The organism is Isoptericola sp. Y541 (assembly GCF_059445465.1).
The window spans coordinates 223153-249650 of the sequence record NZ_JCAIUJ010000001.1; the positions used below are offsets into that span (position 1 = coordinate 223153).

At 74.9% G+C, this 26498-nt stretch carries 17 protein-coding genes and 2 pseudogenes; 7 read left to right on the top strand and 12 right to left on the bottom strand.

The features are described from left to right. Nucleotides 1-118 precede the first annotated feature (118 nt). Entirely contained in the window at nucleotides 119-3166 is a 3048-nt protein-coding gene (locus AC1C2V_RS01140; protein ID WP_495387737.1) for a UPF0182 family membrane protein, read from the bottom strand. A 116-nt stretch (nucleotides 3167-3282) separates the two neighbouring features. Then, complete coding sequence (locus tag AC1C2V_RS01145; RefSeq protein WP_495387738.1) at nucleotides 3283-4443, bottom strand: YlbL family protein; 1161 nt, start codon at nucleotides 4441-4443, stop codon at nucleotides 3283-3285. A gap of 238 nt (nucleotides 4444-4681) precedes the next feature. Here AC1C2V_RS01145 and AC1C2V_RS01150 point away from each other — a divergent pair, with 238 nt between their 5' ends. After that, complete coding sequence (locus AC1C2V_RS01150) at nucleotides 4682-6148, top strand: zinc-dependent metalloprotease (protein ID WP_495387739.1); 1467 nt, start codon at nucleotides 4682-4684, stop codon at nucleotides 6146-6148. A 188-nt stretch (nucleotides 6149-6336) separates the two neighbouring features. Here the strand turns inward: AC1C2V_RS01150 and AC1C2V_RS01155 are convergent, their stop codons facing one another. Continuing rightward, nucleotides 6337-6912, bottom strand: a complete 576-nt coding sequence (locus tag AC1C2V_RS01155) for a M48 metallopeptidase family protein (protein WP_495387740.1) — start codon at nucleotides 6910-6912, stop codon at nucleotides 6337-6339. Between the two features lie 103 nt (nucleotides 6913-7015). Between AC1C2V_RS01155 and AC1C2V_RS01160 the strand changes: the two genes are divergently transcribed. After that, on the top strand, nucleotides 7016-8080 hold the full coding sequence (locus tag AC1C2V_RS01160) for a ThiF family adenylyltransferase (RefSeq protein WP_495387741.1): 1065 nt from the start codon (nucleotides 7016-7018) through the stop codon (nucleotides 8078-8080). A 134-nt stretch (nucleotides 8081-8214) separates the two neighbouring features. On the opposite strand, the gene AC1C2V_RS01165 is transcribed toward AC1C2V_RS01160, so the two are convergent. Beyond that, nucleotides 8215-8586 (bottom strand): WhiB family transcriptional regulator, encoded by a 372-nt coding sequence (locus AC1C2V_RS01165; protein WP_495387742.1) that lies wholly within the window; start codon nucleotides 8584-8586, stop codon nucleotides 8215-8217. A gap of 523 nt (nucleotides 8587-9109) precedes the next feature. Continuing rightward, nucleotides 9110-11143, bottom strand: a complete 2034-nt coding sequence (locus tag AC1C2V_RS01170) for an ATP-dependent helicase (RefSeq protein WP_495387743.1) — start codon at nucleotides 11141-11143, stop codon at nucleotides 9110-9112. Nucleotides 11144-11215: 72 nt separating this feature from the next. On the opposite strand from AC1C2V_RS01170, the gene AC1C2V_RS01175 reads away from it, so the two are divergent. Then, nucleotides 11216-11485: a mycoredoxin gene (locus tag AC1C2V_RS01175; RefSeq protein ID WP_495387744.1), complete on the top strand. Its 270-nt coding sequence runs from the start codon at nucleotides 11216-11218 to the stop codon at nucleotides 11483-11485. 35 nt (nucleotides 11486-11520) lie between these two features. Here the strand turns inward: AC1C2V_RS01175 and nudC are convergent, their stop codons facing one another. Then, on the bottom strand, nucleotides 11521-12513 hold the full coding sequence (nudC, locus tag AC1C2V_RS01180; RefSeq protein ID WP_495387745.1) for an NAD(+) diphosphatase: 993 nt from the start codon (nucleotides 12511-12513) through the stop codon (nucleotides 11521-11523). 151 nt (nucleotides 12514-12664) lie between these two features. Between nudC and AC1C2V_RS01185 the strand changes: the two genes are divergently transcribed. Beyond that, nucleotides 12665-13588, top strand: coding sequence for a macrolide 2'-phosphotransferase (locus tag AC1C2V_RS01185; RefSeq protein ID WP_495387746.1), 924 nt, complete (start codon nucleotides 12665-12667; stop codon nucleotides 13586-13588). Between the two features lie 116 nt (nucleotides 13589-13704). Here AC1C2V_RS01185 and AC1C2V_RS01190 read toward each other — a convergent pair whose 3' ends face one another. Beyond that, nucleotides 13705-17154, bottom strand: a complete 3450-nt coding sequence (locus tag AC1C2V_RS01190) for an ATP-dependent helicase (RefSeq protein WP_495388422.1) — start codon at nucleotides 17152-17154, stop codon at nucleotides 13705-13707. Nucleotides 17155-17363: 209 nt separating this feature from the next. Next, nucleotides 17364-20783 (bottom strand): ATP-dependent helicase, encoded by a 3420-nt coding sequence (locus AC1C2V_RS01195; protein WP_495387747.1) that lies wholly within the window; start codon nucleotides 20781-20783, stop codon nucleotides 17364-17366. 221 nt (nucleotides 20784-21004) lie between these two features. Here AC1C2V_RS01195 and AC1C2V_RS01200 point away from each other — a divergent pair, with 221 nt between their 5' ends. Next, nucleotides 21005-21229 (top strand): DUF3107 domain-containing protein, encoded by a 225-nt coding sequence (locus AC1C2V_RS01200; protein WP_495387748.1) that lies wholly within the window; start codon nucleotides 21005-21007, stop codon nucleotides 21227-21229. Nucleotides 21230-21324: 95 nt separating this feature from the next. Here the strand turns inward: AC1C2V_RS01200 and AC1C2V_RS01205 are convergent, their stop codons facing one another. Next, on the bottom strand, nucleotides 21325-22050 hold the full coding sequence (locus AC1C2V_RS01205) for a ferritin-like fold-containing protein (protein ID WP_495387749.1): 726 nt from the start codon (nucleotides 22048-22050) through the stop codon (nucleotides 21325-21327). 470 nt (nucleotides 22051-22520) lie between these two features. Between AC1C2V_RS01205 and AC1C2V_RS01210 the strand changes: the two are divergent. Next, nucleotides 22521-23414, top strand: a pseudogene (locus AC1C2V_RS01210) (DEAD/DEAH box helicase); the annotation flags it as partial. Between the two features lie 552 nt (nucleotides 23415-23966). On the opposite strand, the pseudogene AC1C2V_RS01215 reads toward AC1C2V_RS01210, so the two are convergent. Further along, nucleotides 23967-24218 (bottom strand): annotated as a pseudogene (locus tag AC1C2V_RS01215) (hypothetical protein); the annotation flags it as partial. Between AC1C2V_RS01215 and AC1C2V_RS01220 the strand changes: the two are divergent. Further along, the gene (locus AC1C2V_RS01220) at nucleotides 24217-24513 is read left to right on the top strand and encodes a DUF1905 domain-containing protein (protein WP_495387750.1); all 297 of its coding nucleotides are present in this window, start codon (nucleotides 24217-24219) and stop codon (nucleotides 24511-24513) included. The pseudogene AC1C2V_RS01215 and the gene AC1C2V_RS01220 sit on opposite strands and share 2 nt — an antisense overlap. A 19-nt stretch (nucleotides 24514-24532) precedes the next feature. Here the strand turns inward: AC1C2V_RS01220 and AC1C2V_RS01225 are convergent, their stop codons facing one another. Continuing rightward, nucleotides 24533-25726 carry a CynX/NimT family MFS transporter gene (locus AC1C2V_RS01225; protein ID WP_495387751.1) on the bottom strand — a complete coding sequence of 398 codons (1194 nt, stop codon included), beginning with the start codon at nucleotides 25724-25726 and terminating at the stop codon, nucleotides 24533-24535. Then, nucleotides 25723-26481 carry a FadR/GntR family transcriptional regulator gene (locus tag AC1C2V_RS01230; RefSeq protein ID WP_495387752.1) on the bottom strand — a complete coding sequence of 253 codons (759 nt, stop codon included), beginning with the start codon at nucleotides 26479-26481 and terminating at the stop codon, nucleotides 25723-25725. Before AC1C2V_RS01230 ends, AC1C2V_RS01225 begins: the two co-directional genes overlap by 4 nt. Between the last annotated feature and the right edge of the window lie 17 nt (nucleotides 26482-26498).

Consider the following 26498-nt stretch of genomic DNA (forward strand, 5'->3'; position numbering starts at 1 on the left):
AGTCGGTTCGGGCAAATGGGACCCACGTCACACAAGGGGTCGCGAAAACGCCCGAGATCGACGGCGGGGCCGCCGGTCCGATGGACCGACGACCCCGCCACGTGCGACCGCGAACCGATCAGCCCGCGGACCCGATCTCCTCCTCCGCGGCCAGGGCCTCCTCGATCGCCTTCTGCAGGCGGTCCTGAGCCTCCCCGTACGCGGTGAAGTCGCCGTCCTTCAGCGCCTGATCGCTCTGTGCGAGGGCGTCGTTCGCGTCCTCGAGGGCGGAGTTCAGACGCGCCTGCGCGTCGCCTGTCGGCGCCGGCGTCGACTCGCCCGTGGGCTCGTCGCTCGGCTCCGTGGAGGGTTCCGCCGACGGCTCGGTGCCCGGCTCAGCCGTGTCGCCGCCCTCCACCGGCGCTGTCGGGACGTCCGTCTCCGCCTCGCCGCCGGCGTCGCCGGCGTTGGCGCCGGAGTCGCCGCCGAAGACCTGGTCCAGAGCCTCGTCGAGGGTCTCGGCGTACCCGGTCTGGTCGCCGAACGCCACGAGCACGCGGCGCAGCAGCGGGAACTGGGTGCCCCCGGCGGACTGGATGTACACCGGCTGCACGTACAGCAGGCCGCCACCCACCGGCAGCGTCAGCTGGTTGCCTCGCACGACGCTCGACGAGCCCCGTTCCAGGATGTTGAGCTGCTCGGAGATGGTGGGGTTCGAGTCGAAGTTGTTCTGCACCTGGCCGGGGCCGGGCACCGTGGAGTCTCTCGGGAGCTCCAGCAACCTCAGGTCTCCGTACCCGTCGGCGACCTCGCCCGCGGTGGCCCCGGCATCGCCGTCGGCGGCCAGATATCCCGTGAGGATCTCGCGGTCGGTATTACCGCCGGGTATGAAGGTGCTGGTCAGCGAGAACGCCGAGGTGTCCTGGCCGGGCATCTGCAGCGACAGGTAGTACGGCGGTTGCTTGGCCGCGGACGTGTCCCCGCTGGACACGGGGTCCGTCGGGTTAGCCCAGAAGTCCTGGCCCGAGAAGAACTGCCCGGCATCCTCCACGTGGTACTGCGCGAGCAGCGTCCGCTGGACCTTGAACATGTCCTCCGGGTAGCGCACGTGGCTGATCAGCTCGCCCGACATCTCCGACATCGGCTTCACCGACGCCGGGAAGACCTCCGACCAGGCCTTGAGTACCGGGTCGTCGGCGTCCCAGGCGTAGAGCGTCACGGACCCGTCGTACGCGTCGACCGTCGCCTTGACGGAGTTACGGATGTAGTTGACCTCCGGGGGCATGTCCACAGGCACGCCCTGCGCCGCGAGCGTCAATGAGTCGGCCGTGGCCTCCTGCATCGGCTGCCCGGTGGAGTACGGGTAGGCGTCCGTGGTCGTGTACGCGTCGACGATCCACTTGACCCGCCCGTCGACCACCGCGGGGTACATGCCCTGGTCGAGCGTCAGCCAGGGCGCCACCTTCTGCACGCGCGTCATGGGGTCGCGGTCGTACATGATCTGCGAGTCGTCGGTGACGCGGTTGGAGAAGAGCATCTCCTGCGAGCCGAACTTCAGGGCGTACAGGAGCTTGCTGCCGAACGACCCGATGTCCGGGCCGGCGGCGATGTCCTCGGTCGGGAAGGCCGTGTTGACCTGCTCGCCCCCCTGCTCGTCGTCGGCCTGGTAGTCGAGCTCCCACGGGTCGGTGTCCTCAGGCGCGCCGACGATCGAGTAGTCGGTCGTGGACGGGCTGAAGTAGATGCGCGGCTCGTAGCCCTTGTCCGTCAGGGCGCCCTGCGTGGGGATGCCGCCCTCGTAGAAGGCAGGCTGGCCGTCGGGCCCCGGCTGGTTGCCGTACGCGGCCACCACCCCGTACCCGTGTGTGAACACGGTGTGGTCGTTGACCCAGTTGCGCTGGTTGTCGCCCAGCCCGGCGAGGTTCAGCTCGCGTACCGCGATCACGGTGTCGCGGGACTCGCCGTCGATGTCGTACCGGTCCACCGAGAGGTTGTCGGCGAAGTCGTAGTACTGCTTGTTCTGCTGCAGCTGCCGGAACGACGGGCTGACCACCTGCGGGTCGAGCAGACGCACCGACGCCGTGGTGTCCGCGTCCTCGCGCAGCGCGCCGGCCTCCGCCTCCGTGGTGGCGTCGTACGGCTCGGTCTCGATGCCGTCCAGGCCGTACGCCGAGTGCGTAGCGTCGATGTTGCGCTGGATGTAGTCGGCCTCGAGCTCCTGGGCGTTCGGCTGCACCTGGAAGCGCTGCACCACCGCCGGGTAGATCCCGCCGATCGCGATCGCCGACACGACCATGAGGCCGACGCCGATCGCCGGCAGGCGCCACGTGCCGCGCACTGCCGCGAGCACGAACAGCAGCGCCACGAGCACGGCCACGCCCGTGAGGATCTCCTTCGACGGGATCACCGCGTGCACGTCCGAGTACGACGCGCCGTCGAACTTCGTGTTGGTCGACGTGAGCAGGGAGTACCGGTCGAGCCAGTAGTTGGCGGCGATCACCACCATGAGCACAGCGCCGAGCACGGCGAGGTGCACGCGGGACGCGCGAGTGGTGCGCGGGGTGCCCGCGGGCACCGGTCCCAGCCGCAGCCCGCCGTACAGGTAGTGCGTGACCAGGGCCGCGATGCCGGCGATGATCACCACCGCCATGAGGAAGCTCACGGCGAACCGCAGCGCGGGCAGCGTGAAGACGAAGAACCCGAGATCGAAACCGAACTGGGGGTCGTCCTTGCCGAACTCGGCAGGGTGCAGCGCAAGGAGCACGCCGCGCCACTGCGCCGACGCCGCGACGCCGGCGAAGAATCCGACCACGACCGGGCCCGCGATCGTCACGACGCGCCGCAGCGGCTCGATCGCCTCGCGGTACTGGTCGAGGGTGGCTTGCTCCGGCGTCGACGGCGCGTAGACCGGGCGCACCCGGTAGGCGACGGCGAACGAGGAGAACACCGCCGCGCCCATCACCAGGAAGCCCAGCACGAACAGGACGCCGCGCGTGATCCACTCCGTCCAGATCACGTTGCTGAAGCCGATCGCGTCGAACCACATCACCTCGGTCCAGAACTGCGCGAGCAGGAGCAGCGCGACGACTATCGCCGCGATCACCACCAGCGTGATCGCCAGGGGGCTACGCCGGCGCTTGGCCGGCGGACCGCCGGGACGTCGACGGGGTGGGGCAGCGAAAGACACGGTGCGGGCACCTCACTCGTGCTCGGGACGGGCGGACGTCTGGTGAAACGTCCCTGTCATCCCTCAGGTTCCCACGCTTCGCACCCTGGTGGGGGAACGGGCCCTTCACGGGAGGGTTACGCGCAGGTGGGCAGCTCCGCGCCCTTCCCGGAGCCGATCGCCTCGACGGCCGCCCGCGCGTCGTCGAGCGTGGCCACCCGCACCACGTTCAGGCCGTCGGGCACGTGTCCCTTGACCTCGTCGCAGTTGTCCGCGGGGGCGAGGAACCAGTCCGCGCCGTCCTCGACCGCCCCGAACAGCTTTTGCTGGATGCCGCCGATCGGCCCGACCTGACCGTCGACGCTCATCGTCCCCGTGCCCGCGACGCGTGCGCCGTCGAGCTCGTCCTCCGGGGTCAGCTTGGTGATGATCGCGAGCGCGAACATGGTGCCGGCACTCGGGCCGCCAATGTTCCCGGGGCGGATCGACACGTCGACCGGGTAGTCGTACTTCGGGTCGAGGTACACGCCCAGGGCGGCGCGCCCGTCGCCCTCCGCCGTGGTCACCGTCAGGTCCAAGGGCTCGCCGTCGCGCTCCACCCCCAGCGTGACGTCGTCACCCGGCGCCACCGCGTCGAGGTCCGCGAGCAGCTCCTGGTGCGTCGTGACCGCGTGCCCGTCGAGGCTGCGCACCACGTCACCCGGCTTCACCACGTCCTCCGCGCCCGACCCGGGCGCGGTGCCCGCGACCGTCAGCGTGGCGGGCACGTCGTAGCCGAGCTCCGTGAGCGCCGCGACCGTGGCGGACGACTCCGAGCCGGCCATCTGCGCCTGGCCCACCTGCTGCTGCTCCTCCTGAGTGGTCTGCTCGGGGAAGATCGCCTCCACCGGCTGCACCGAGCGCTCGCGCGAGCCCCACCCCCACAGGACGTCTCCCAGCAGCACGTCGCCGCCCGGGCCGCCGTACACCGAGACCGTGGTGAGCCGCAGCTCCCCCGTGACGTCGAACGTCTCCGCCCCGTCGATCTCGACGACGGGCAGCGCCGTGGCACTCCGCCCGCCCGAGGCAACGTCGTCGCCCGAGACGTCCTGCCCCTGCAGGCCGAGGGTGTCCTCGGTGGGCCCGGGCGCCCGGATCGCGTACGGCGCGGGCAGCACGAGGAGCACGGCGGCCAGGAGCGCGGTCACCAGCAGGGAGATGCCGAGGGTCACGCTGCGCCGCGACGCCCGCGGCGTCGGGACGTCGGCCTCCGCGGCCGAGGGGTCGTCGGGCGCGAGGATGTCGCGGTCGAAGGTCACGGATCCATCATCGCCGACGTTCCTGGGCGCGCGCCGGTCACGACGCCGACGCCGGCCGGGCACAGGCGCTCCGACGCCCGTGACTCAGGGTGCCTCGGGAGATCTGCGCCCAGAGCGAACTGGCGGAACCAGACGGCCCGGGCGGACGTCGAGGGTGGTTACGGTGAACCGGTCGACCGACGGCCGCGAGACGTTCAGCAGAGACGTTTCAGCCGAGACGTACAGCCGAGGAGCCCGCATGAGCAACCTTCCCGACGACCCCGAGGGTGCCGAGGAGCGCGAACGCATGCTGCACGCCATGCTCGAGGGCTTCTTCGGCGAGCGCACCGACGAGGTGCTCGACCAGATGCGCGCCCAGGGCATCGATCCGGCGACGCTGGCAGGGATGCCCGGGGGCGCCCCGGACCCAGCGACGATGCAGCAGGTGCTCACCCAGGTGCAGCGCCTGCTCTCGGCCTCCGGAGACGGGCCCGTGAACACCGACGTCGCGCACGACGTGGCGCGCCAGGCCGCGATCGCCGGAGGCGACCCGTCGCTCACGGGCGGGCAGGCAAAGGCCGCGACGGACGCGCTCGGCGTGGCCGAGCTATGGCTCGACGCGGTGACCGACCTGCCCCCCGCCGGCGGCCGCACGCACGCCTGGAGCCGCTCGGAGTGGGTGGAGGCCACGCTCCCGGCGTGGGACCGCCTGGTCGCCCCGGTCGCGGCGTCGGTGGCCGACGCCCTCGCGACCGTGCTGCGCGACCAGCTCCCCGGCGAGCTCGGCGAGTCGGACGACTTCGGGACCCCCGCGCTGCCGGGGCTGCCCGTCGGGGCCCTGGGCGGCGGCCTCGACCCCACCCAGATGATGCGGCGCCTCGGCTCGGCCGTCTTCGGCATGCAGGTCGGGCAGGCGGCAGGCACGCTCTCACGCGAGGTCTTCGGCGCCACCGACGTCGGAGTCCCGCTGCTGTCCGAGCCCGCCACCGTGCTCGTCCCGACCAACGTCGCCGCCTTCGCCGACGGTCTGGACGCGCCGCTCGAGGAGGTACGCCTCTTCCTCGCCCTGCGCGAGGCGGCGCACGCCCGGCTGTTCACGCACGTGCCGTGGCTCGCCGCGCACCTGCACGGGCTCGTGGAGCAGTACGCGCGGGGGATCACCATCGACCTGGACATGCTCGAGCAGCAGGTGCGCGACATCGACCCCAGCGACCCGGAGGCCCTGCGCGGGGCCCTCACCGGCGGGGTCTTCGGCCTGCAGCACACCCCCGAGCAGGAGGCGACCCTGCTGCGTCTGGAGACCGCGCTCGCACTCGTGGAGGGCTGGGTCACGGAGGTCGCGGCGACGGCGGCGCTGCCGCACCTGCCGCACGCCTACCCCCTGCGCGAGATGATCCAGCGCCGGCGGGCGGCGGGCGGGCCCGCGGAGCGCACCTTCGCCACCCTGGTCGGGCTCGAGCTGCGGCCCCGCCGCTCGCGCGACGCCACCGCTCTCTTCGCCCACGTCCTCGCCGAGGGCGGGCCCGAGGCCCGGGACGCAATTTGGGACCACCCCGACCTGCTGCCCGGCACTGCGGACCTCGACGACCCCGCCGGCTACTTCTCGCGGCGGGCGGAGCAGGCGGACGAGCAGTCCGACGTCGACGCGGCCCTGGCCCAGATCTTCGAGTCGGCAGATCAGGCGGACACGGACGGGTCTGACGACGGGGACACGCCGGCCCGCTGACCAGCCGCCGGTCGAGCCGGTCGAGCCGGTCGAGCCGGTCGAGCCGGTCGAGCCGGTCGAGCCGGTCGAGCCGGTCGAGCCGGTCGAGCCTGTCGAGCCCACTTCACGGGGTTTCGACAGGCTCAACCAGCGGTGTCGACAGGCTCAACCAGCGGTGTCTACAGGCTCAACCAGCGGTGTCGACAGGCTCAACCAGCGGTGTCGTCGCCCGCGGCGGCGGGCGTCGCGCCGCCGTCGTCCTGGACGAACGACACCCCCTCCAGGAAGCCGCGCGCCCGCTCGGTGCGCGGATAGGCCTCGAGCAGCTGCCAGAAGGCGGGGCCGTGGCCCGCGTGCAGCAGGTGCGCCAGCTCGTGCAGCAGCACGTAGTCCAGCACCCACTCCGGCATCCCCTGCACGCGCGTGGAGATCCGGATGGAGCCGTCGACGAGGGTGCACGATCCCCAGCGCCGGCCCTGGTGGGGCGACCACGACACGCTGGTCGGCCGGGCTCGTCCGTCGAGATACCGTTCGGACAGCTCCCGCGCCCGCTCCACCAGCTCGGCGTCCGACGGCCGGCGCCGGCGCTCCTTGTCCTCGAGCCGCGCGAGCATCTTGGCGACCCACTCGCGCTCCTGCGCGCGGGAGAAGCGCGCGGGAATGGCCACGACGGTGCGCTCCCCGTCGCGGTACGCGCTGACCGTGGCGGTCCGTCGACGGCTTCGCCGGACCTCCACCGACGTCATGGTGTCGTGGGCCACGGCACGACCGTACCGGGGATTCATGATCTTTGTGTGTCACACCACACGAACCGGGTGGTACGGAGGCCCCCCTGAGCCCTGTGGACGACGGCCTCGGGCTCCGCGGGGCGCGTGCCAGGGTGACCGCATGGCAGATGCCGAGAACCCCGAGGCGGGGTCGGACCAGCGCCTCGCCCTGCGCCCCGCCACGCCCGTGCTCGGCCACGGCGACGGGGAGGTCCAGCTCGGCACCGACCCGCGGTGGAGCCTCGTCCTGGCCGGCCTCGCCGACCACGAGGCCGGCTGGCTGCGCGACGTCGGGGTGCGCAGGCACCGGTCGCTCGACCGGAGTGCGCGGCACTGGGGCGTGAGCCCGGAGCGGCAGGCGGACATCGTCCGCGTCCTGGTCGACGGCGGTTTCCTGGTCCGCCCCGCGTCGGCCCGGCGCGGCGGGGCCGAGCCGTCGGGCTGGTCGCCCGACGTCGCCGTCCTGGGTGCCTTGCGACCCGACGGCGCCGGTGCCGCAACGCTCGAGCGTCGGCACCGGTCCACCGTGGGGGTGCACGGACTGGGCCGGCTCGGCGCAGCACTGGCCGAGCATCTCGCGACGGCGGGGGTCGGCACGCTGGTGCTGGACGACCGCGACCCGGTGCACGTCGGCGACCTCGGGCTGGGCGGGTACGGACCCGAGGACGTCGGCCGGCCCCGGGAGAACGCCGTCGCAGCGCTCCTGCGGCGGCGGCACCCGCGCCTGCGCGTCAACACGGAGCTGGACGACGCCGGAGCCCTCGACGTCGTGGTGGTCCTGGAGTCCCACGCCGCTCGGCCGGCGCGCTACGAGCGGCTGCTCGGCGCGGCCGTCCCGCACCTGCCCGTCGTGGTGCGCGAGGCGGACGTGGTGGTCGGCCCCCTGGTGCTGCCCGGGCGGTCGGCGTGCGTCGGGTGCTGCGACCGGCACGCCACCGACACCGACCACCGCTGGCCGTACGTCGTCGCCGCCCTGACGGGGGGCGCGACGGACGTCGCGGCCCACGAGACGACGCTCGCCGCGACGGGTGCCGCCCTCGCCGCGGGGCAGGTGCTCGCGCTGATCGACGGCGCCACGCCTACGGCCGTGGGCCGGGTCCTGGAGGTGGCGCTGCCCGAGGCCGTCCCGCGGGTGCGCGAGGTCGCACCCCACCCGGGCTGCAGCTGCACGGCACTGCCGAGATAGAGAACCCCGGACCGCGAGATAGAGAAGCTCGGACGAAGCCGCACCTGAGTGCGGTCGCGTCCGAGCTTCTCTATCTCGCGGTCCGGGGTTCTCTATCTCGGCGAGCCGGGTTCTCTGTCCGGCAACGCCGGCGGTCATGCTGCGACAGTCTCCGACTTCCGGGGCCGGCCGCGTCCGCGCTTGCGGGCGACGACCTTTCCGTCGACGAAGACCTCACCACCCCACACGCCCCAGGGCTCCTGCCGCCCGAGCGCACCGGAGAGGCAGCCGGCCTGCAGCGGGCAGCTGCGGCACAGCGCCTTGGCCTCCTCGACCTGGGCGGTGTGCTCAGCGAACCACAGCTCCGGGTCGTTGGTGCGGCACGGGAGCAGCGCAGCGAACTGGCGGTCGAGCTCGGCCACCTCGGCCGGGCTCTGCGTGAGGGGTTGATGGGGTGTCCAGGGGCCGGATCCGCCCTGGGGGGTCGTGTCGAGCAGCCGCTCGTCCAACAGCTGTGCGAGACGCACGAGTTCCTCCGTCAGGTCCTGGGTGTTGATGTGAACGTCGGTGTTCAGGACCTGCGGTGGTCCCCTGGAGTCAGGGGGCCGGCTCGTGCGACCTGGTGAGGTCTTCTTCCCTGGGCGGAAAGACGAAAGCCGCGGGTCCCGGTGGGACTCCGCGGCCTGGACCGGTACCTAAACCGGTGGGCTCCAGGGGGCGGAGTCGGGTGCGATGTGGAGATCGACGAGGCCTGCTCCGTGCTTCCGCGCACGGAACGGGACGACTGCGATCAGCTCGCCATAGGCAGACATGTGCCCCGGCGCGCCGACAGACGCGTTCACCTTCATCATCTGAGTCATCGTGTCCATTTCTGCACCCACCTCCTCACTGCTCTCGGACGATCCGCCTCTCGGCAGACGCCACTCCGTCTGGGACTCTCCGAGCATAGACGCCCCCGTCCGGGGCGCCACATCTTTTATCTGATTTTTCTTCGACCAATTTCTCGGGGCAATGCTCGAGACCCCGACATCCGCCCGTCCGCCGCGGGAATCAGCCGATCGAGTCGGCCACGATCGCGAGGATCGCCTGCCCGTAGCGATCGATCTTCGCCGGCCCGACGCCGTTGACGCGGGCGAGCTGGGCCACCGAGGTGGGCTTGAGCTCGGCGATCGCCGCGAGCGTGGCGTCCCCCAGCACGGTGAACGCGGGCTTGTCTGTCTCCCGCGCCACCGACAGACGCCACTCGCGCAGCGCGTCGAAGAGGGCGACGTCGTGATCCCCCGTCAGCTGCTGCCGAGCCTGGCCGCGCGCACCGCGGGAGCGGCCGCGCGCCGACGGGTCGTCCGGCCACAGCCCGTCCAGGAACCGCGTGCGCTTGCGCGTGGCCCGGCCTCCCGGGTTGCGGGACCGCGCGAACGACAGCTCCAGGTGCTCCCGGGCGCGGGTCACCCCCACGTAGAGGAGCCGGCGCTCCTCGGCCACCGCCTCGTCCGTGTCCGCGAGCGAGATCGGCATCAGCCCCTCGCTCATGCCCGCGAGGAAGACGGCGTCCCACTCGAGCCCCTTCGCCGCGTGCAGCGACGCGAGGGTGACCCCCTCGACAGTGGGCGCATGCTGCGCCGACGCGCGCTCCTCGAGCTCCCCGACGAGGGTCGCCATGGTGGCCGGGGCCTCCGTGGTGCCAGCGGCCACGACGTCGTCGGCGAGCCCGACGAGCGCCTGCATCGCCTCCCAGCGCTCCCGCGCCGCGCCTCGGGCGGCCGGCGGCCGCTCCGACCAGCCGGCCGAGGTCAGCACGTCGCGCACCTGCTCGGGCATCGGCTGGTCCGGGTCGGACGACCGCGCCGCGCCCCGCAGCAGCACGATCGCGTCGCGGACCTCCTTGCGCTGGAAGAACCGTTCCCCGCCGCGGACCAGGTAGCTGATCCCGGCGTCGGCGAGCGCCGACTCGAACGCCGCGGACTGCGCGTTGGTGCGGTAGAGCACGGCGATCTCGCTCGGCCGCACTCCGCCCGCGATCAGCCGGCCGGCCCGCGCGGCGATCCCGACGGCCTCGGCGTCGTCGTCGTCGTACGCGGTGAAGCCGGCCGGCGGGCCCGCAGGGCGCTGCGCGACGAGCTCGAGCGCGCCCGGCACCCGCCCGCGGCGCAGCACCTCGTTGGCGAGGTGGACCACCTGCGGGGTCGAGCGGTAGTCACGCACCAGGCGCACCACCTGGGCGTCGCGGTGGGTGCGCGTGAAGTCCAGCAGGTAGTGCGGCGTCGCCCCCGTGAAGGAGTAGATGGTCTGCGACGGGTCGCCGACGACGCACAGCTCGTTGCGCCCGCCCAGCCACTGGTCCAGCAGGAACTGCTGCAGCGGCGAGACGTCCTGGTACTCGTCGACGACGAAGTGCCGGTACTGGGAGCGCACCTCCTGCGCGACCTGCGGGTGCGAGTTCAGCATGTCGGCGAGCATGAGCAGGACGTCCTCGAAGTCGATGACGCCGCGCTCGGTCTTGACGTCCTCGTACGCGGTGATGAGCCGGGCCACTGTCTGGTGGTCGTAGCCCGACGGCGAGGGGCGGTCGTCGGCCGCCGCCGCGCGGACGTAGTCCTCGGCGGTGACGAGGGAGACCTTGGCCCACTCCACCTCCGACGACAGGTCGCGCACCGCGACCCGGTCGACACTCGCCCCGATGCGGCGGCTCGCCTCCGCGACCACGGAGGCCTTGTGCTCGAGGATCCGAGGCGGGGCGCCGCCCACCACGCGCGGCCAGAAGTAGCCGAGCTGGCGCAGCGCGGCCGCGTGGAACGTGCGGGCCTGGACGCCCGCGACCCCGAGCTCGCGCAGCCGGGTGCGCATCTCTCCCGCCGCCCGGGCGGTGAACGTCACCGCGAGCACGGACGTCGGCTTGAAGGTACCCGAGCGCACCCCGTAGGCGATGCGGTGCGTGATCGCCCGCGTCTTGCCCGTGCCCGCGCCCGCGAGCACGCACACCGGCCCGGTGAGCGCGAGCGCCACCTCGCGCTGCTCGGGATCGAGCGCGTCGAGGATCGCGTCGGGATGAAGCAGGGCGGACGGGGAGTTGGTAGCTGTCGGCATCGTCTGCGATTCTCGCAGCCGTCGCCGACAACGCGCTCCCTTCGTCCCCAGCCGACTCCCCGAAGGACCCCCATGACTATCGTCACCCCCCAGCTCCCCGCGCCGGGCACCGTCACCATGTACTCGACCGTGTGGTGTGGCTATTGCCGCCGGCTGCGCACTCAGCTCGACTCCGCGGGCATCGGGTACACGGTGGTCGACATCGAGGAGCAGCCGGGGACGGCCGCGTACGTGGAGCAGGTCAACGACGGGAATCAGACCGTCCCGACCGTCGTCTTCCCCGACGGCACCGCAGCGACCAACCCGTCGCTGAACGACGTCAAGGCGCGGCTCGCGTCCTGACGCCCGGCACGGTCACCGGCAGGTCATCAGCGCGGTCAGCCGGGCAGCTCGCCCCCGAACCACTCCTCGACGAGCGCCCTGGCGATCGACGGCCGCGCCGGCAGGCCCACGGCGCCGGCCCGGACCTCGTCGGCGAGCTCGGCGCGGGTGAACCACCGCGCGGCGGTGACCTCGGCGCCGTCCACCTCGATGTCGGTCGCGACCGCCCGGGCACGGAACCCGAGCATCAGCGAGGCTGGGAACGGCCACGGCTGGCTCCCGCGGTACACGACGTCGTCGGGGCCGTCGCCGACGACGACCGCCGTCTCCTCGGCGACCTCCCGCCGCACGGCCTGCTCCAGCCCCTCTCCCGGTTCGACGTATCCGGCGAGCGTCGAGAAGCGCCCCTCGGGCCAGTGCGCCGCGCGCCCCAGGAGCAGGCGGTCGGCGTCGTCCACCACGGCCATGATCACGGCGGGGTCGGTGCGCGGGTAGATCTCGACGTCCTGCGCCACGCAGCGGCGCACCCAGCCCGCCTGCTCGACCACCGTCGGCTCCCCGCAGCGCGGGCACCGCTCGTGCGAGGCGTGCCACGCCGACAGCGCGACCGCCTCGGAGGCGAGCGCGTCGTGCGGCCGGCCCCCGACGTCGCGCAGGCCGGCCCAGGTGTGCTCGCGGGCGAGGCGCGTCGCAGGGGTCGCCGGAGAGACGCCCTCGATGCCGACGGCGTCGGCGTCCGCCTCGTCCGGGAGCACGAGCCCGAGCAGACCGCCGCCGTCCTCCTCGCCGAGGAACAGCCAGCGGTGGCCCGGCGCGTGACCCTCGGGCCGCTCCGCCTCGGCCGCGAGGCCGGCAACGCCAGCAGGGCCGGTGAGCAGGAGGTCGCCCGCGGCGTCGACCGCCACCCGGCCGCGGAGCACCAGCACCACCCGGGTCGCGGCGTCGGCGAGCAGGTCCGGGACCAGTCCCGGCTCCACGCGCCGCCCGGCGGCACGGTCGTGGGTGGCGCGGGTGTAGGAGAGGTCGGGGAGCGAGGAGGGTGCAGTCACGCCTCGACGGTACCCGCGCCCGCTCCGGTCATGGCCGTGCCCGGCCCCGGCCGGCCGGCACCGGCATGCGGCCGGAACTCGCCCGGCGCGGCGACGGACACGCGCGCCGCGGTGCCCCCGGGCGGCCCCCGCGAGCGTCTACGGTGGGCGGGTGCCACGCAGTCCACTCGCTCTCGCCGCTCTCGCGACGGCCGCCGTCCCGGGCCTGGACGCCCACTCGGTCCGCCCCGAGGACCTGCCGGGCGACTACGACGCCGCGGTCGTCACCGCCGACGACGGCGTCGACTGGCTCGTGCGCGCGCCCCGCACCACGCTTGCCGGCGCCGCCCTCGAGGCCGAGATCGAGCTGCTCGAGGCGCTGCACCTGTACGTCGACGCCGGCGTGCTCCCGTTCACCGTGCCGCAGGTGGCCGGCTACGCGCTGCTGCCGGAAGGCGGGCGCGCCGTCGTGCACCGGCACGTGACGGGCGCCGCGCTGGACCTCGAGGCACTGCGCCCCGGCCCCGGGCTCGCCGCCGACCTCGGCCGCACGCTCGCCGCCGTGCACGAGCTGCCGGCATCCGTCGTCGAGTCGTGCGGGCTGCCCTCGTACACCGCCGCCGAGTACCGCGAGCGGCGTCTCGTGGAGCTCGACGAGGCCGCGGCCACCGGCAAGGTGCCGCCCACGCTTCTGCGCCGCTGGGAGGCCGCGCTGGAGGACGTCGCGCTGTGGCGCTTCCAGCCCGTCGTGGTGCACGGCGACCTCGCCACCGATCAGATGCTCGTGACCCGCGGGCGCGTCACCGCGATCAGCGGCTGGTCCGACGCCCGCGTGGCCGACCCGGCCGACGACCTCGCCTGGCTGCTCGTCGCCGCCCCGCCCGACTCGGTCGACTCGATCATGGAGGCCTACCAGCTGCGGCGCACCGAGCTGCACGACGCCCGGCTGGTCGACCGCGCGCTCCTCGTCGGCGAGCTCGCGCTCGCCCGCTGGCTGCTGCACGGCGTCCGGCACGCCCTGTCCGACGTCGTCGCCGACGCCGAGGCGATGCTGGCCGACCTCGACGAGGCCACCCGCGAGGACGCCCCCGCCTGACCCCGCCCGGGCAACGGCACATCCTCACTGCGACGCGGCCGGGCATGCGAGGCGGCCGAAACCACGGGCATACCGCTGGTGACCCGGACGTCGCCGGTGCCCGGGCCCGTCGTCGTTCAGGCGCCGCGCACCAGCGCCTCCAGCTCCGCCTGGTCGAGCAGGCGTCGGGGGCGCGCCGTGGTACCGCTCGCCACGTAGACGAACGCCGCGGACACCTGGTCGAGCGGCAGCCCGGCATACCGCGACCAGGCCAACCGGTAGACGGCCAGCTGCACCTCGCGGGCGGCACGGGCCGCCGGGTCGGTCGGCTCGTGGCCCGTCTTCCAGTCCACGACGACGACGGCGGGCGCCTCGCCACCCGCCGGTGACGCGGCCTCGGGGTCGGCGAAGACGGCGTCGATCCGGCTGCGGAGCATCACCCCCGCGACCGGCGTCTCCACGTCCACCTCGACGGCGAGCGGCGTACGTGCCGCCCAGGGCGAGTCGAGGAAGCGTTGCCGCAGGGTTTCGAGGTCGAGGTCGGGCGGGATCTCGCCGTCCTCGGCGCCGGGGAGGTCGTCCACGTCGACCAGCGAGGACGACGTGAAGAACCGCTCGATCCACTCGTGGAAGCGGGTGCCGCGGCGCGCGTGCACGGTGGGCTGCTGCGGCACGGGGCGGCGCAGCTGGAGCGCGAACGCGTCCCGGTCGGCGGCCAGCCGCACCAGGCCCGACGCGGAGACGTGCGCGGGCATCTCGACCTCCCGCGTCGTGCGCGCCCCACGCTCCGTCAGCAGGGTGCGGGCCAGGACGACGAGGTCGCGGCCGGAGTCGTCACGCAGGATCCCGGTGGTCGCGCCGCCGCCCGCCGCGCGCGCCGTGTCCACCCGCGACGCCGTCCGCCGCAGGAGCTCGCGCGGCGAGGGCACAGCGTCCGCGGTCGTTGCTCCGTCGCCGCCGGCTGCCGCGTGGCCGGCCGCGGCGTCGGGCGCGGCGTCGGGCGTGGGCCACGAGCCGGCGCGCTCCTGCGCGTCGCGCGGGTTGCCGTCGCCGGGGTCCGGCTGACCGGCCCAGCCGCGCGGGTCCACGACGCCGGCCTCGACGAGCTCGGCGAGGAACGGGGAGACGCGGCGCGGGCTGCTGCCCGTGCCCCACCAGTGCGCCGTGAGGAAGAGCTCCTTGCGCGCCCGGGTGAACGCGACGTAGGCCAGCCGGCGCTCCTCGGCCAGGCGGTGGGCGCCGCTGTCCGCGCGGAACTGGTCCCGGCGGGCGGCGAGGTCCTTGGTGTCGGAGGCGTCCGCCCAGGTGAACTCAGGCAGATCGGCGGCGTCGCCCCGTAGGTGGTACGGGAGTGCGGCCGGGTCGGTGAGCCAGCCACTGTCGGTGCGCCCGCCGGCCGACTCCGCCTGGCTCGGGAATACCCCGTCCACCAGCCCCGGCACCGCGACGACGTCCCATTCGAGCCCCTTGGCGGCGTGCGCGGTGATGACCTGCACGGCGTCCGGGTCGGGCTCACGCACCGGCATGTCCAGCCCGCGCTCCCGATCGCCCGCGACGCCGAGCCACGCGAGGAACGCGCCGAGCGTCGCGACGTCCGCCGACTGCGCGAAGCTCGCGGCGACGTCCCGGAACGCGTCGAGATGCTCGCGCCCTCGCAGGCTCACGCCGGCCCCGGCGACCGCGCCGGGGCTGCCGGGCGGGCCGGACGCGAGCGCGTCGGCCAGCACCTGGGCGGTGGCGACCTCGACGTCGAGCCCCAGCGCGCGCTCGGCCGCGACGACGAGCTCCGGCAGGGAGAGGTAGGTGAGCCCGCGGAGCTCGCGCAGCAGGCGTGCGAGGGCCGTCAGCCGCCCGTGCCCCACCGCGGTGAACACACGCCCGTCCCTGGCCGGCCGGCCGGGGGCAGGCAGGTCGTCCAGCGCGTCGACGATCGAGCGGTGGTCGACCACGTCGCCCTCGATCACCGGGGCGCTCTCGTCCTCGGGCCCGGCACCCGCACCGGACGGGGCACCCGGCCGGGCGCCGGCGGCACGTGCCAGGTCGGACGCCCACGACCCGAGTGCGTGCAGGTCTGCCGCGCCGAGGCTGACCCGCGGCCCTGTGACCAGCCGCAACAGCGAGTCACCGCGCGACGGGTCGTGCACGGCCTCGAGCAGCGCGACGACGTCGACCACCTCCGGCGTCGACAGCAGGCCGCCCAGGCCCACCACCTCGACGGGCAGCCCGCGACGGCGCAACGCCACCTCGACGGCCGCGAACTGCGAGCGGGCCCGGCACAGCACGGCCGCCGTCACCCGGTCGGAGCCGTCGCGGCGCGTCCCGCGCCGCCAGCGCGCGGCCACGACCTCCGCCACCGCCTCGGCCTCCTCCTCGCTCGTCGTGGCTACGTGCGCCCGCACCGTTCCGGTGCCGGCGTCGGGCCGCAGGTCGAGCGGCGGCACGTCCATGCCCGTGCCCGTCTGCCGCGCGCGCTCCCGCAGCGGAGCGGCGGCCACGTTCGCGGCCGCGAGCACCGCGCCGTCGTTGCGCCACGACGTGCTGAGGTAGCGCACCGCCGCGGGCGAGACACCACGGGTGCGGAACCGCTCGGGGAACCGCGCCAGGCCGGACGCGGAGGCCCCGCGCCAGCCGTAGATCGACTGGTGCGGGTCACCCACGGCCGTGACCGCGTGGCCGCCGCCGAACAGCCCGGCGAGCAGCTCCACCTGCGCGTACGACGTGTCCTGGTACTCGTCGAGCAGCACCACGGGGTAGCGGGTGCGCTCGGTGGCCCCGACGGCGGGGACCGACCGCGCCAGCTCGGCCGCGAAGGCGATCTGGTCGCCGAAGTCGAGCGCGTCCACGACGCGCTTGCGGCGGCGGTACTCGGCGACGAGGTCGAGCAGCCGCGCCCGCTCCGCGACCGAGTCGATCAGGCCCTGGATCTCCTTGGTCCGCTTCTTCTGCCGCGGGCCGAGCGGCACCGCGTCGAGCCGGGCGACGACGTCGGCCAGCGCGTCGCGCGCGTCGTCCACCGCCAGCAGGTGTTCCCCGAGCGCCCCCGAGAGCGTGAGCACGGCCCCCACCACGGTGCTCACCGCGCGGTCCGTGCCGAGGTCGTCAGCCCACGACTCCACGACCTGGGCCGCGAGCTGCCACTGGTTCGCCTCGCCCAGCAGCCGCGAGCCCGGCTCGATCCCCAGCCGCAGCCCGTGGTCGGCCACGAGCGACGCCGCGTAGGCGTTGTAGGTCGCGACCGTCGGGCGTGCCAACAGGTCGAGGCCCGACGCCGCGCGGCCCTGCGCGCGGGCGAGCTGCGCGAGCCGCGACTGCACCCGCGTGGTGAGCTCGGCGGCCGCCTTGCGCGTGAACGTCAGCCCGAGCACCTCCTCGGGCGCCACGAGCTCGTTCGCGATGAGCCACACCACGCGGGCCGCCATCGTCTCCGTCTTGCCCGACCCCGCGCCCGCCACCACGAGCACCGGCTCCAGCGGAGCCTCGATGACGGCCGCCTGCTCGTCGGTGGGCGACGGGCGGCCCAGCAGCTCGGCGATCTCGCGGGCCGACAGCCGCTGCGTCGCCGACGCGGCCGCACCGTCGCGGTGCATCGGTCCGTCGTCGAGAGCCCCGCCGTCGAGCAATGGGTCGTCGAACAGCACGCCGTCGGGCGCGCCGAGGCCGGCGAGCTCGGGGAAGCCGAGGTCCGCCGCCCGGTCAGGCTCGCCGAGTGCATCCCACGCGCCGTCGGGCGCGGCGGCCGACGCCGGGTCCGGCCCAGAGGCCGGCACCGGGCCGGGTGCGGACGTGCTGTCGCCGGTCATCCGATGACGTTCCTTCCCTCGGGCTGCACGGGGCACGACCGCCGCACGGGGCACATGGGGCACAGGTCGTTCTCGTGCGCGGTGAAGCGGGCGGCGGCCATGGTGTCGGCCGCGCTCTCGACCAGCGCCCGCGCCCAGCTCGAGCCGTCCTGCTCGACGGGCAGCGCGGGCTGGCTGCGGACGCTGGGCGCCACCGTGGGCGTCCCGACGTATACCAGCCGCGCCCCCGCGCTCGGGGTGCCCGGGGGCAGGTCGAGGGCGCCCTCGGCCACGGCCAGCTGGTAGGCGCCGAGCTGCGGGTGCTCGGTCGCCTTGGCCCGCGACGCCGCGGTGCGGCCGGTCTTGAGGTCGGCGACGGTGACCCCGTCGTCGCCCGCGTCCTCGACCCGGTCGATCTTGCCCTTGAGGCGCGCACGGCCGACGGTGAGCTCGAAGGCCGGCTCGACGAGCACGGGGTCCCCCGCGTCGGCGTAGTACGCGGCGAGCCGCTCCACCATCTGCTCGGCCCGGCGGCGCAGCTGGCGCGAGGGCCATCCCTCGGGCAGCGCGAGCTCCGGCCAGCGACGGTCGAGCTCGGCGCGCAGCGCGGAGAGCGGCGCCTTCGGCAGCGTCTCGGCGATCTCGTGCACCAGCGTGCCGAGCGTCTGGTGGGTGGCGTCGGGGGCCGTGGCCCCGGCCGACTCGAACGCCCACTTCAGCGCGCACGTGCTCACCGTCTCCACCTTCGAGGGCGAGACGGTCACCTCGTCCTGCGGCCCCCACAGCGGCTCGTCGCTGGAGGTGGTCGCGACGCCGTACCAGGTGCGCGGGTCTGCCTCGGCGATCCCCGCGCCGGCGAGGTCGGCGAGCAGGGCGGCTGCCACGCTCGCCGGGTCGTGCGCCGCCACCTCGTCCGGCACCGGGCCGGCAGTCACCGGGCCACCGTCCGGCGCGCCCGCCCGGGCGTCGCGGACCAGCGCGGCCCGGGCCTCGGCGACGACGCCGCGCAGGTCGAGCGGAGGCCCCACCGTGACCCTCCGCGGGTCGGGCCCGCCGTCGGGACCCGTGACGTCGGTGCCGGGCGGCGTCACGAGGTCGAGGAAGACCGACGGCGCGTCCTCGGCGTCCTCGACCGCTGTCACGACCAGCCGCCGTCGCGCCCGCGAGGTCGCGACGGCGAAGGCGCGCAGCTCGTCGGCGAGCACCTGGCGCCGCGCCTCGGTGCCCATCCCGTGCGCGTCGTCGGAGCGCCCCGCGAGCAGCTCGACGAGGGCCTGCGAGCCGAGCAGCGAGTCGCGCAGGCGCAGGTCGGGCCACACACCGTCCTGCACGCCGACCACCATCACGACGTCCCACTCCCGGCCCGCCGCGCCGGCCGGCGTCAGCGCCTCCACCGCGTGCGCGCCGGCCGCCGAGGCGGCGAGCGAGTCGGCCGGCAGGTCCTGCGAAGCGAGGTAGTCGACGAACGCCGCGACCGGGGCGCCGGGCATCCGGTCGACGTACGTCTCCGCCGCCCGGAACAGGGCGAGCACGGAGTCCAGGTCGCGGTCCGCGCGCGCACCCGACGAGCCGCCCGCGAGCGCGGAATCCCGCCACCGGTCAGCCAGCCCGGTGGCAGCCCACACGGCCCACAGCACCGTCTGTGCGGTGGCGCCCGGCTCGGCCGCCGCCGCGCGTCCCGCGGCGAGCACCCGGGCGACGGCCCCCGGCCCCCGGCGCACCGGGGACGGGAGCGTCTCGACGCGCGCGGGGTCGTCCAGCACCTCGACGATCAGGGCGTCGGACGAGCGGCCCCCGCCCCCCGAGAGCTCCTCCGCGCGCAGCGCGCGACGCAGCCGGCGCAGCGCCACCGCGTCGAGGCCGCCGACGGGCGACGTGAGCAGCAGCGCGGCCGTGTCGGCGTCGAGCTCCGAGCCGACGCCGGGCCCCGGCTCCCCCAGCTCGTCGGCGAGCAGGCGGTCGATCCCGCCCCCGGCGGCGCACACCCGCAGCGCGGCGAGCAGCGGCGTCACGGCCGGCTCGTCGCGCAGCGGCAGGTCAGAGCCGAGCAGCGCCACCGGGACGGAGGCGGCGACCAGGTCGCGGCGCACCGAGGCGAGCCGGTCGCCGCTGCGGGCGACGACAGCCATCCGCTCCCAGGGCGTCCCGTGCAGCAGGTGCTCGGCGCGCAGCTCGCGTGCCACGTACGCGGCCTCCTGGGCCGGGCCGGCGAGGACCGCGACCTGCACGCCCCTCCCAGGCGCGTCGCCCACCTCGACGTCGCCGGCGCCGGCAGCGGCTGCAGCCTCGCCCGTCCCGGAGCTGTCGGCGTCCGTGAGGTCGTCGTCCCCCTCCGGGCGGGCCCCGGCGACGCGGTGCAACGCCCCGGAGACCGTGGCGATGCGCGACGTGACCCCCCGCGTGACGGCGCGCAGCTCCTCGGGCTGACGCCACGCCGTGCCGAGCACCACCGTGCGGGCGTCGAAGGCTCCGACCACGCCGTGCCGGGCCGGCGCCGCAGCCCGCCCGACGAGCCCCGGGGACGCGCCACGGAAGCCCTGCACGGCTGAGTCCGGGTCGGCGAGCAGCACCAGCCGGGCGCCCGCGTCGTGCAGCACGTGCAGCAGGCGCGCCGTCGCGACGGTCGCCTCCTGGTAGTCGTCCACGACCACGAGGTCCCAGGCGGGCCGCGGCACGTCCGGCAGCTCCTCGTCCCAGCCCGCGAGCGCGTGCGCCGCCTCGTCGACGACACCGGCCGGGTCGTACCGGGCGCCCGCGTCCGGCGTGCCGAGCCTCAGCGTCGTGACGTCCAGGTACTCCTCGTAGAGCTGCGCCGCCATGACCCACTCGGGGCGGTCGTGCCGGGCGCCCAGCCCCGCGAGGTCCACCGGCCCCAGCCCACGCTCCGCGGCCCGCATCAGCAGGTCGCGCAGCTCCTGGCGCAGGCCGCGCAGGCCCAGCGACTCCTCGGGCAGCCCGGGCGGCAGCTGCAGGTCGGTGCCCTCGCCGGAGAGGTGACCCTCAAGGAGCTCGGCGAGCACGAGGTCCTGCTCGGGCCCCGAGACGAGCGTGGGCGCGGCCTCGCCGTGCGCTGCCGCCCGGGTGCGCAGCACGGCGAACGCGGCCGACGCGGGGGTGCGGACCATCGGTGCTCCGACCGTGCGCCCCGCCCGCGCGGTGACGCGGTCGCGCAGCCGGGCCGCCGACCTGCGGGACGCCGCGAGCACGAGCACGCGCGCCGGGTCCGCGCCGGCCTCGAGCGCCTGCACCGCGACCGCCGTCGCCACCGTGGTGCGTCCCGTGCCGGGTGCGCCCACCACCAGCGTCGCCGGCCCGGAGAGCGCCGCCACGACGGCGGACGTCTGCGTCGCGTCCAGGACATCGGCGCCGTCAATGCCGTCGGCGTCCACGGACGCCGACGGCACGAGGCGGGGGGCGGTCGCGGTCGCTGGCGTCACGGGCCGATTCGACCACGCCCCACCGACAGCCCGCCCCACCGACAGCCCCACGGGCCGCCGGTCACACCGACAGCGCCGTCGCGAGTTTCACCCTCCGCTGACAAAGGGCGTCGTGGCCCGTTACCGGGGCCCGCCGTGACTAGGATCGACGGGACGTCCGGGTGACCGGAGAACGACAGACCGCCGCCGGCAGCGCCGGCGCAGCTCGCGAAGGAGACAACGTGGAGATCACGATCGGTGTGCAGAACCTGGCGCGCGAGCTCGTCATCGAGACCGACGAGACGGCGGAGGCCGTCACCACCGCTGTCCGCGAGGCCCTCGCCGACAACGGCGTGCTCGAGCTCACCGACGCCCGCGGGCGCAAGATCCTGGTGCCCACCGCCACCATCGGCTACGTCGAGGTCGGCGCCGAGGACCAGCGTCGGGTGGGGTTCGGCGCGCTCTGAGCCGGCTCCGTCCCTGACGACGGCACCATCCCTGACCCGGTCGCACCGTCGGTGTGCGGCCGGGTCAGTCGTCGGCCGGGACGCTCCGCGGATCGTCAGGCGGCCAGGCCCATCCGGTCCATGCGCCGGGTGTGCTCGGCGGTGAGCCGCGAGACGAGCCATCCCTGCGCGGACGCGCCCGCGGCGGGTCTGGCCCCCCGCGCCGCGGCTGCCAGCGCGGCCAGCGGCGGGTGGGCGGCCAGCAGCACCGGCACCAGCCCCAGGGCCTCGCCGACCACCCGTCGCCCCCACAGGGCGAGACGCGCGGCGAGCACGTCGTCGGCTGCCGCGGCGCCCGCCAGGAGCACCGTCGCGGCGTCGTCGGTACGGGGTCCCCCGACGGCGCGCAGGAACTCCTCGCCGCCGGCCGGCAGGCCCCGCGCGAGCTCGCGGCACAGGTCCTGCGCCACCCCGTGCCCGACGATGCCCTTCAGCAGGCCCTCCGCCCAGCTCGCGGGCGCGGTCCGCGCGTCGAAGTCGGCCAGCGCCCCGTCGAACGGCGCCATCACGGCCGCCGGAGCCACCTCGCCCGGTACGGACACCAGCAGCCGTCGTTGCCGGTCGAGCGCGTCGCCCGCGGCGGTGGCGAGCGTCTGGCGCGTGGCGAGGTCGGGCGCGTCCACGGAGCTGCTCGCGAGCAGCCCGAACGCCGACAGCTCGGTGTAGGCGGCGAGCCCGACCAGCACCGCGCGCGCGGGGTCCGGGGCCCCGCCTGCCGGCGCGGTGTCGGCGCCGGCGACGCCTCCGGGATGATCGGCCGGGGTGCTGCGCTGGTGGCTCACCCGCCCAGGATAAGTGCGGCCGCCGCGCGTCCGTCGCGGCGAGACCCTCGTCGCGGGCCGGTCGCGTACCATGGACATGTACTTCGGTTGCCCGGTCGTCACGCTTTGACTCGACCGCAGCGGCCCGCGGGACGTCCCGCGGAGCCTGAGCGACGTTCTTTCACGATCGGCTGCCGACCACCTCGGCGCTTCATGCGATCCGAACAGTGCGGCCCGTCAACGGCCCTCCGGCCCGTTCGGGAGCCCGGTTCGCGCGCGCCGACGAGCAGACGAAGGTACCCGTGACCACGACCGACAGCAGCGCCGCCGAGACGGTGGCGCCCACGACCGGCACCGCCGGCGAGCCCGACTACTCCTCCCCCGCCGCCATCCAGGCGCAGGGCGTCTCCTTCGCCGATTTCGGGGTGCGCCCCGAGATCGTCGAGGCCCTGGCCGACTCCGGCATCACCCACCCGTTCCCCATCCAGGCGATGACGCTGCCCGTGGCCCTGCAGGGGCACGACATCATCGGCCAGGCCAAGACCGGCACCGGCAAGACCCTCGGCTTCGGCGTCCCGCTGCTGAACCGCGTGGTCGCGCCGGGCGAGCCGGGCTTCGACGAGCTGCCCGCCCCGGGCAAGCCGCAGGCCCTCGTCGTCGCCCCCACCCGCGAGCTCGCCTCGCAGGTGGCGCGCGACCTCGAGACCGCGTCCAAGCACCGCAGCGTCCGGATCGTCCAGATCTACGGTGGCCGCGCCTACGAGCCGCAGATCGAGACGCTCAACAACGGCGTCGAGGTCGTCGTCGGCACCCCCGGCCGCATGGTGGACCTGCTCAACCAGGGGCACCTCAACCTCACGCGCGCTGCGACGGTCGTGCTCGACGAGGCCGACGAGATGCTCGACCTCGGCTTCCTGCCCGACGTCGAGAAGATCCTGTCGCGCACCCCCGCCGTGCGGCACACCATGCTGTTCAGCGCGACGATGCCCGGGCCGGTGGTCTCGATGGCCCGCCGCTACATGTCGCAGCCCACGCACATCCGCGCGGCCGAGCCCGACGACCAGGGCGCGACCGTGAAGGACACGCGCCAGGTGATCTATCGCGCGCACGCGCTGGACAAGATCGAGGTGCTCGCCCGCCTGCTGCAGGCCGAGGGCCGCGGCCGCACCATCGTCTTCGCCCGCACCAAGCGCACCGCGGCGAAGGTCTCGGACGAGCTGCGCGACCGCGGGTTCGCGGCCGGTGCCCTCCACGGCGACCTCGGCCAGGGCGCCCGCGAGCAGGCGCTGCGCGCGTTCCGCCACGGCCACATCGACGTCCTCGTCGCGACCGACGTGGCCGCGCGCGGCATCGACGTCGACGACGTGACGCACGTCGTCAACTACCAGTGCCCCGAGGACGAGCGCACCTACCTGCACCGCATCGGCCGCACCGGCCGCGCGGGCAACAAGGGCACGGCCGTGACGTTCGTCGACTGGGACGACATCCCGCGCTGGCAGATGATCGACCGCACCCTCGACCTGGGCTTCCCCGAGCCCGTCGAGACGTACTCCAGCTCGCCGCACCTCTTCTCCGACCTCGGCATCCCCGAGGGCACCAAGGGCCGGCTGCCGAGGAACAAGCAGCAGCTCGGCGGCCTCGATGCCGAGGTACTCGAGGACCTCGGCGAGACCGGCAAGCGCACCAGCGCCCAGAGCGGCCCGCGCGACGGCGGCCGGGGTGATCACGGGCGAGGTGACGGCGGGCGAGGTGACGGCGGTCGTCGTGACGGCGGTCGAGGTGACGGCGGTCGAGGTGACGGCGGTCGTCGTGACGGCTCGCGCTCCGGCCAGGGCCCCCGCGGCGGCGCCACGCAGGGCTCGCGGCCGGACGCCGCGACGTCTGGCAGCGCCGAGCACCGCACCGGCGAACACGGCACCGGCGAACACGGCACCGGCGAACACGGCACCGGCGAACACGGCACCGGCGAACACGGCACCGGCGAGCACGGTGCTGCGGAGCAGTCCGAGGGCGGGCAGCGCCGTCGCAACCGCAACCGGCGCCGCACCCGCGGCGGCCGCCCCACCGAGGGTGGCGCCTCGTCGGCTCCGCAGGCGCCGTCGGAGAGCTGACCCACCGGAAGCCGGCGGTCGAGCCCGCGGGCTCGACCGCCGTTCTGTTGTCGGCGGTACGCCGTAGCCTGCCGTCATGCATCTGACGTTCTCGGCACCGCTGTGGCAGTGGCAGGTGCGCAGCGACTCGTGGTGGTTCGTCACCGTGCCGCCGGAGGAGTCCGACACGCTCGCCGAGTTGCCGCTGCCCCCGCGGGGGTTCGGCTCGATCAAGGTGACCGTCACGGTCGGCGCCACCACGTGGTCCACGTCAGTCTTCCCCAGCGACGAGCAGAAGGGCTACGTGCTGCCGCTGAAGAAGGCGGTGCGCCAGGCCGAGGGCATTGAGCCGGGCGGGACGGTCCGGGTCACCCTGGAGCCGGTCGGGCCCTGAGGGCGGGCGACACCGCGGGTCAACGCACGATCTCGTCGCGGCCGGCGAACCAGGCGGCGACACCCTGCACCAGCGAGGCTGCGACCAGCACCAGCAGGGGCACCGTCCACGACCCGGTGGCGTCGTGCGCGACGCCGAGGCCGAGCGGCCCGCAGGCGGCCAGCACGTAGCCCGCGCTCTGCGCCATGCCCGACAGCTCCGACGTGCGAGCGGCGTTCTCGGTGCGCAGGGCCATGAGGGTCAGCGCCAGGCTGATGCCGCCGCCCTGACCGAGGCCGAGCAGCACCACCCAGAGAAATGCCGCGCCCGGCGCGAGTGCCAGGCCCAGCAGGCCCGTCGTGATCAGGGCGACGATGACGATGCCGATCGCCCGCTGCCGCCGCAGACGCCCGGCCAGCACCGGGGTGACGAACGACCCCACGATGCCGAGCAGGTTGGTCAGCGCCAGGAGCCAGCCGCCCACCGCGACGCTGCGGCCCGCGGCCACGAAGATCTCCGGCAGCCAGGCGTTGATCGCGTAGAACGACAGCGACTGCGTCCCCATCAGCACCGTGACCGCCCAGGCCAGCGGGCTGCGCCACACCGACCTCGCGGCGTCGACGGGCGAGGCGCCGGCCGGGCGCAGCGAGGCCGCCGTCCGCTCCCCGGCGCGCAGCGCGCGCGGCGCCCACACCACCGCGCCGAGCACCGCGAGCAGTCCCCACGACGCCAGCGCAGCGCGCCAGTCGAGGCCCGCGGCGGTGGCGAGCGGCACCGTGAGCCCGGCCGCGAGCGCCGCCCCGCCGGACAGCGCCATCGAGTACAGGCCCGTCATGAGGCCGACCCGCTCCGCGAAGTCCCGCTTGATCAGTGCCGGGAGGAGCACGTTGCCCAGCCCGATGGCGCACCCGACGGCGAGCGTGCCGAGCAGCAGGGTGCCGACGCCGGGGACGAGCCGCAGGGCGAACCCCACGCACAGCAGCACGAGGCTCGCGAACAGCGACCGCTCCAGGCCGAACCGGCGGGCGAGCGCCGGGGCAGCAGGGGCGAGCAGGCCGAAGCACAGCACGGGGAGCGTCGTGAGGAAGCCACCGGCGGTCGCGCCGAGGCCCTCCTCGGCCAGGATCTCCCCCAGCAGCGGCGAGACTGCGACGACTCCCGGGCGCAGGTTGAGCGCGGCGAGGACGATCGCGAGGACGGCGCCGGCGGCCAGGGGGCGGCGGTCGGCGATCATGCGTCCTCCCAGTGCCCGTCGCGCGCCGCACCGCCGGCACCGCCGGCACCGCCGGCACCGCCGCTCGTGCTCTCGACGACGTGGGCACGCACGGCCTCGATCGTGGCGAGGACGGCGCGCTCGGCGGCGTCGGGGTCGCCGTCGAGCACGGCGGCGACCACCTCCTCGTGGCCGGGGACGTCGCGGTGGTGGCGGCCGTGGGCGTCGGTGGCGAGCGTCCGCAGCAGCACGTGGTCGAGCCCGTCGTAGAGCTCGGCGAGCAGGGGGTTGCCCGCGGCGCGGACGACCTCGGCGTGGAAGGCGATGTCGGCTGCGCGGTAGGCGACGTCGTCGGCGGCCCCGCGGGTGGCGACCTGTGCGGCCAGGGCCGCGCGCAGCGCCTCGTGCGCGGCGGGGTCGCGACGGGCCGCGGCGGCCCGGGCGGACCCGCGCTCGAGGATCGAGCGCACCTCGAGCACCTGCAGCGCGTCGGCCGTCCGGGCGCGCCTCCCGAGTGCGGCGTCGAGCCCGCTCGCGGCGCGCACGTACGTGCCGTCGCCGCGCCGCGGCGCGAGGATGCCCGCGTGCTCGAGGGCGCGCACGGCCTCGCGGACGGTGTTGCGCCCGACACCGAGCTGGGCCACCAGCTCGGGCTCGGCGGGGATGCGTGAGCCGACGGGCCACTCCCCCCGCTCGACCAGGTCGGTCAGGTGCTCGACGACGAGCTCGGAGACCTTGCGGGGGGTGGAGATCGGGGAGGCGGTGGGCTCAGGCATCCAAAAACCCTAACATC